Source organism: Dictyobacter arantiisoli (assembly GCF_008326305.1).
Taxonomy (GTDB): Bacteria; Chloroflexota; Ktedonobacteria; order Ktedonobacterales; family Ktedonobacteraceae; genus Dictyobacter; species Dictyobacter arantiisoli.
Genome location: NZ_BIXY01000020.1, coordinates 79,636 through 87,118, shown reverse-complemented (window position 1 = coordinate 87,118; position 7,483 = coordinate 79,636). Strand labels below are relative to the sequence as shown.

General features: G+C 47.7%; 3 protein-coding genes. All 3 read left to right on the top strand.

The features are described from left to right. Positions 1-247 precede the first annotated feature (247 nt). The 3 genes from F1593_RS09180 to F1593_RS09170 all read left to right on the top strand — a co-directional run bounded on the left by F1593_RS09180 (position 248) and on the right by F1593_RS09170 (position 7,469). On the top strand, positions 248-2,050 hold the full coding sequence (locus F1593_RS09180; RefSeq protein ID WP_172631983.1) for a glycosyltransferase family 39 protein: 1,803 nt from the start codon (positions 248-250) through the stop codon (positions 2,048-2,050). A gap of 580 nt (positions 2,051-2,630) precedes the next feature. Beyond that, positions 2,631-4,934 carry a flippase activity-associated protein Agl23 gene (locus F1593_RS09175; RefSeq protein WP_149401255.1) on the top strand — a complete coding sequence of 768 codons (2,304 nt, stop codon included), beginning with the start codon at positions 2,631-2,633 and terminating at the stop codon, positions 4,932-4,934. A gap of 12 nt (positions 4,935-4,946) precedes the next feature. After that, on the top strand, positions 4,947-7,469 hold the full coding sequence (locus tag F1593_RS09170; protein ID WP_149401254.1) for a flippase activity-associated protein Agl23: 2,523 nt from the start codon (positions 4,947-4,949) through the stop codon (positions 7,467-7,469). Positions 7,470-7,483 lie beyond the last annotated feature (14 nt).

The following is a 7,483-nucleotide window of genomic DNA, read 5'->3' as shown; positions in this document are numbered from 1 at the left end:
CGCTTAAATCGCGCCATTCTTTGTCCATTGCTTCTTCCATCTCATCCTCCACTCTTTACTGCTTCCAGTGTATCATCTTTCTTTTCTCCTGCCAAGCCTCCCGCAAAAAAATGACGCGCACCCAGATGTATTTTGCCACTTGACCGACGACATGCAATTCCCTATACTGAAGTTGAGTAGTTGAGTATAGGAGGGTGGAATTGTTCTGATGGGAGTTCTTTCCATTTTTTATAGAGAAAGGGAACGTGTGAAGCGTACTATTCGCTGGCAAAATTGGATCTTGTTAGGTCTTGTGTGTCTGAGTTTTGGCCTGCGTGTCTATGGTTTAAATTGGGATGCTGGTCAGAATTTTCATCCCGATGAGCGAGAAATTTTGTTTCATGTGACGGCCCTCTCCTGGCCCACCAGTTGGGCGCAATTTGTTAATCCTGCCACCTCTCCATTAAATCCTCAGTTTTTTGCTTATGGCTCGTTCCCTATCTACTTTTTAGCGCTGTTGGGATATCTCCTGCGCTTAGATCTCCATGTGGCTACAAATTTTGTGCCTTTGACATTGATCGGAAGGGTTGTTTCAGCACTTTTTGATACTGGCACTGTCTTTCTGACTGGTTGTCTGGGAGGCGTACTGGCAAACAAGACAAAGCAGCTCCAGTCTTATGCATGGGGTGTGAAGTTGTTCGCCACAGCTTTGATGACCTTTGCACCGCTGGATCTGCAGCTCTCCCATTTTTATACAGTAGACACTTTGCTGGTGTTCTTTGTGACCCTTACTATACTGGCCTGTGTGATACTGGTGGATACTGAGAAACCGTTGCGTTGGGCCGCTTTGGCTGGTCTGGCCTATGGATTAGCTATGGCGACAAAGATTAGTGCTGCGCCTCTGGTGGCCCCATTACTGATAGCTGTCGGTTTACGCTGGTATCAGCGAAAAGAGGTATTAGAAATTGCGGTGGTGTTATGCTGGATGGCTGCACTGACAATTCTGCTTTTTTTTGTGACACAGCCCTATGCATTGCTTGATATGAGTAATTTTATCCAGCAAGTGTCCGAGCAGGGAAGTCTGGCACGTGGTGGATTAGACCTTCCATATGTGCGTCAATTTGTGGGTACGATTTCCTTCCTCTATCAGGGCCAGAATATCATTTTGTGGGGCCTGGGAGTGATGCTGGGTATCACATCATTCGTTGGTCTCTGCTGGTTATTCTGGATGCTCTGCCGGAATATCTTTAGTCCCTGGTTAATCATCTTTTCCTGGATCGTTGTCTATGGGGCTATTGTGGGAAGCTTTTTTGTTAAATTTATGCGCTACATGTTGCCTCTCTATCCTTTTCTGGTTGTGGTTGCGGCTTCCTTTCTGGTTGTGATGCTACATAAGATACGTTGGAGTAGGCAGAATTATCTATCCAGTCTGGATTGGATTACTCCCTTGCTGCGCATTGGTTTGTTGCTTGTCGTGCTTGGTGGCACTATGTTCCAGGGACTGGCTTTGTTAAACGTGTATAGTACACCCAATACCCGTATCCAGGCATCTAATTGGATCTATCAACACATCCCGCGTGGTAGTATTCTGACATACGAACAATGGGATGATGCACTACCAGTGACGGTTGGCAACCATAATCCTGGCGAATATATCCAGCAAACGTATCTGGACGCCTCTGGTCAGCCTGCCACGGGGCTCGATCTCTATGGAGACGATACCCAGGCCAAGGCCCAAAAGCTGGCTACGTTCCTGACGCAAGTGAATGTAATTACGATGCCTACTGATCGTCTCGATAAATCAATTCCCCGTTCTCCGGCCCGTTATCCTCTGACAACGCGATACTATCAGTTACTCTTCAGTGGTCAGTTGGGTTTTCATCTGGCGGCAACCTTTAGCAATCATCCCCATCTCTTTGGGATTACCCTGGATGATAGTAATGCTGATGAGAGTTATTCGGTTTTTGATCATCCAACTGCGCGCATTTTTGTCCGCGATACCCATACCCATTACACCACTCTGCAACTGGTTGCTAAATTATTGGATGGTATTCACGTACCTGCACAATAGTGCTCCAGTACTTCTTTAACAGCGTTACTACGAAACATACTTTGTTGTTATTTACATTTCGGCTCTCCGTCCTTGCGGGTGAAAGCGGGGTGCAGGGGCGGCAGCCCATGACGGAGCGCGATGGCAGGCATGCCGGGGGCATGACAGTCCTCGCAAACTCCCCCTCCTCTCAATCCCCCGGAAGGATAGAGGCCAACATGCTTTGTTGTTATTTACATTTCTTATAGAATTATCTCGTTTGTGATCGTGTGTATTATATACCTGAATACGGTATTCTTGAAGCAGTAGAATGACGGATAAAATAAAACAGCTCTATAAGTTATAGAAGTGCTTTTAGGGGATTACTCCTCTTTTTCTTTTTCTTCTCCTGGCCTGCTACCCGAGCGTGCTCTTCCCATGATGGTTGTCAGGAGGGTGTTATCCGTGTGTTCTTATCGTAGTTGCAACGGTAGAGAGAGTATCTGCTTGAATTATTTCCGAGGTGGGCGTTAGTTGCAGGGTCGGGTATACGGTATTTGATACGCAAGCCTGGAAGTTATCTCGATTTGGCATGGGTGGATGATTGGAGGGAATAGTAACAATGAAAAAGAATAGCAGTACAAAATATGTTGTGGATGTGATTCATGTGGAACCCTTTGTCTCAAATGTTCAGGAGAATGAACAGCGTCGGAGTAGTTATCTGCGATTGTCCGCACGAGAGCAATGCAGGCTGTGGTTGCCTTTTGTAAGCATTGTTTTATTGGGTGCGCTAGTGCGTTTTCTGGGTCTGGGTGATAAGCCCTTGCATCACGATGAGAGCTTACATGCGTATTTCTCTTTGCAATTAATGCATAATATGGAACAATGGAAAAGCTGCTTCGATCAAGAGATAACTTGCTATCATTACGATCCTCTTTTGCATGGCCCTTTCCAGTTCCACATGATTGCCCTGATCTATAAAATAAGTCAATTGTTGGGCGTACCGACTCATGGCGTAAATACAACGACGGTGCGTATTGCTGCTGCGACGCTCGGTTCAGCGATTGTGGGTTTACCCTATTTTTTACGCGATTACCTGGGCGGACGGCGTAATGCCATGGTGGCTTGCTGTTTACTGGCGGTTTCACCATCGATGGTCTATTTCTCACGTTTTGCGCGCGAAGATATCTATATGGCTTGCTTTACGCTGTTGCTGGTTGTGGCGGCGGGACGCTATATCCGTGATCGTAAAGGGTGCTGGTTTGTGAGTGGATCAGTCGCATTTGTGCTATCCTATGCAACGAAAGAAGCAACATTTCTTAGTATTGCTGTCTTCGGAAGTTTTCTCGTGGCATTAATGGCCTGGGAGATAGGTTGTAAGATTCCTGTTCGCGCTCAGATGCATCCTCAATCAACGTTGAGGCGCTATGCTCCTGAACTGGCGGCTCCGCTCACTCTTCTCGCTCTATTGATTATCTGTGCACCAGTGGCAAAATGGTTTTTTGGTTGGATGAAGGAAACTTCCATCTATATTACCAATAACACCGCTGTTGCCGATGCATTTATAAAAAATCTGAAAGAGCAAACTGTTACGCTGTTGCCCTGCTTGGGACTGCTGATCGGCATCTTTCTGTTAACACGCTGGGGATGGGAGCGATGGTATAAAAAATCAGTAAGCAGGCAAAGAACTCTGACAAAGCATATCGATCCACGTATCCAGCCGGTTTTACATACTCTTTTAACAATGCCCTGGGCGCATGGGTTTGCGGGCCTCTTGTTGGGTTCATTCATCTTTACGCTGCTCTTCTCGGTCCTGTTCACTAATTTTCATACTGGTATCGGGGATGGTATCTGGCAGGGACTCTATTATTGGCTTCAGCAGCAGCAGGTCGCTCGTGGTAGTCAGCCCTGGTATTATTATTGCTTACTGATCCCATTTTATGAGCAAATCGGTCTGATCTTTGGTATCATTGGTATCGTGCGTAGCCTGCAGCAGCCTACACGCTTTCGCCTTTTTCTTGTCTACTGGTTTCTGGGAACGGTTGGCATCTATTCATGGGCGGGCGAGAAAATGCCCTGGTTGATGATCCATATGGTTATGCCAATGCTCTTGCTGGCGGCAATTGGGCTAGAACCTGTGCTGGATGGCATAGTCATGTTGATAAAAAACTGGCTAATTCGTACGGAAAACGATAAGAATAAGGTACAATCAGGAAAGGAAAAGAAAGTACCAGCCATGGCAATTTTCGGCGCCATTGCTGCGTTTTTATTACTGATAATCACGTTACAAAATATGTTTCAGGTCACCTATGTTCATTATGCCGATGGTCCGCACGAAATGATGGTTTATGTGCAAACTACGCCAGATGTGCATAAGGTGATGAGTAAAATTGACCTGCTGGATCAGGAGCATTATCAGGGTCGGCATAAATTGACAATTGGGATTATGTCAGATGCTTCCTGGCCTTTTTATTGGTACTTGCGCGATTATACAAATGTCTGTTATGGTTTCCCTACGGGATGTGCCAATGCGACTCCAGATGTAATTGTGTCCGCGGGTAGCAATACGGGTAATGTGCCAGTTGCCGTCAATACCAGCCGCCATACAAATAGCGATACAAGCAAGCCGATCCATTATTTGTATCATCACTATGCGCTACGGAGTTGGTGGGATGAAGGCTATAAACCCCATCCCTGTGTTCCTACTGCTACGGATACCTGTCAGGGAAAGCCTACCTGGGGAGGCGTAGGCCCGTTACTCTGGCTAAGTTATGGCGATAATCCTCCCCCGGATGCGCGATTTAATCCATTGCTGGCCGCGGGCAACGTGTGGAACTGGTGGTGGCAACGGAAGCCAATTGGTGGTATTGGTGGCGCGACTGATATGGGATTTTTTATTCGCAGTGATTGGGGAGTAAACCCATAGGAGAATGATGTTTTGAAGAGCTATGAAAACAAACCAAAAGACGAGCACAGTGCTTCTGATGGTCTGGTTTCTGCGGACAGTGTAGTCAGTGGTGGTGAACATGAAACGCTCACCACCACTGACCATGTCTCCGCGAACGATGATGAGTCGCTGTCGACCGCTGTGGAACTGCATGATGAAGTTGATATTCCAAAGGATGAAGGGCTACAGCGGCGGCGTTTCTGGCCGCCTACACGTGCGCAACTCTGGACAGGCATCGCCTTTTGGGGCGTTATTCTGTTAGGGGCTATCTTGCGTTTTTGGGGATTGGGCGATAAACCTTTGCATCATGATGAAAGCCTCCATGCCTATTTTTCACTGGTACTCTTGCATAATAATGTAGAGAATTGGTATACCTGTGCCCAGAACGCAGCAGCTTCTTGTTATCGTTATGATCCGTTAACCCACGGACCCTTTCAGTTCCATATTATCGCATTCATCTATTGGATCAGCCAGATATTGCGTGCCCCCGATCATGGCATCAATACGACGACAGTACGTATCGCAGCCGCAACCCTGGGAACGGTTATCGTCGGCTTGCCTTTCTTCCTGCGGGATTATATTGGCAAAATAGGTGCCTGGGTGGCCTGTTTCTTACTGGCTATTTCGCCCAGCATGGTGTATTATTCCCGCTTTGCCCGCGAAGATATTTATATGGCCTGCTTCACCTTAATGCTGGTGGTTGCGACTGCCCGCTATATGCGCAGTCGCAATGCCTGGTGGTTATTGCTGGCCGCTGTCTCTTTCACTCTTTCCTATGCCACCAAAGAGGCCACCTTCCTGACGATAGGTGTCTTTGGCAGTTTCCTTGGCGCTCTCGTGGCATGGGAGGTAGGTTTGCACTGGTCTTTGCCCACCGCTGAGCAAGAGGCTACTGGTTGGCGGCGTTTCCTCCCAAAGACGGCTGCTCCCTATACAGTGTTGGTCTACTTCATTGTGATTGGGATCATAGCCAAAATTCTCCTGGATAAGTTGAAGCAGTTAGCTGTTTTTATTGCGGCATCTAAGGCTAATCAGAATCTGACCGATACCTATGTGTCACATTTGAAGACGACAACTGAAGCGGTTATTCCCTGGCTGGGGATGGCTCTGGCTGTGGTTGTGTTTGTGTTCTTGATTCGTGAACAGTTTGGGCATGCGTCCAGTGGTCTCCGTGGGCTTGCCCGTCACGTTGAGCGCAAAAAACAGCCGGTCCTCGATGCTATCCTGACGATGCATTGGACCCATTGGTTCTTTGCGCTGGTCGTGAGCTGGTTTGTTTTTATTGTGTTGTTTACAGTATTGTTTACCAATGTGTCGGGAGGCATTGGGGATGGCATCTGGCAAGGATTATACTATTGGGTGCAGCAGCAGCAGGTTGCGCGTGGCGGCCAGCCCTGGTATTACTACTTCCTGCTGATCCCTCTCTATGAGCAGATTGGTGTTGTCTTTGGCATCGTGGGGCTGATACGCTGTCTGGTACGTCCAACGCGTTTCCATTTGTTTCTGGTCTATTGGTTTATTGGGAATGTCTTTATCTATACCTGGGCCGGTGAGAAGATGCCCTGGTTGATGATCCACATGACCATGCCTATGATGATCCTGGCGGCTATTGCTTTGGAATCTGTGATACAGACAGTGTGGCAGGCGATTAAGGCGCGTCGAGGACATGTTGCTTTGGCAGTTGAGCCGCTGGCAACGTCTGACGCTGAGGTTGCCTCTCCTGTTGAGGATGAAGCCCCTGAGGCAGAGAATGAGACTCCTGAAGTCGCTCATACGCAGGATATCCAGCCTGTGCCTGTCACAATCTCTCAACCGCGCCGCCGTCGTTCTTATGAGCTTGGTGCTTCTATCGCTACTATCGCTCTGGCATTGTTATTGCTGATTCCAACCTTGCAGAATATGTTTCAGGTCACTTTTGTCCATTATGCCGATGCTCCACATGAGATGATGATTTATGTGCAGACGGCTACTGACATCAATACCGTGATGGATAAGGTTGCGGCGTTGGATAATAGCTTGTATGGTGGTAAGCATACTATTCCGCTTGGTATTACCAGTGATGCTACCTGGCCGTTTGCCTGGTATGTGCGTGATTATACCAATGTCTGCTTCAACTATCCCGATGGTTGTTCAGCAACAGCGCAGGATTATCCGGTTGTGATCGCGAGTGGTGATGCCATGACTTCGATGCAATATCAAAAGAGCCAAGCATACCTGTTCCATCAGTACCATATGCGTACACAATGGGATCAGGGATATATGCCACCGGCCTGTCAGCCTTCAAAAAGCCATCCCTGTACAGAGAGCCAGCCTTATGTGGGCGTGGGACCATGGCTCTGGTTGAGTTATGGTGACAATCCACCTGTGGGCGCAAAATTTGATCTTGGTCGTGCCATCAACAACATCTGGCAGTGGTGGTGGCAGCGTAAAGCTTTTGGTAGTACCGATGGCACTTACGATATGGGCCTTTTTATTCGTACAGATAAGAGTATTCAAACGGGAATAAAGCCGTAAAGACTTGCTCCTCC

Coding starts and splice junctions, on each gene's coding strand:
- F1593_RS09175 (WP_149401255.1), top strand. CDS start 2,631: ATGAAAAAGAATAGCAGTACAAAATATGTTGTGGATGTGATTCATGTG.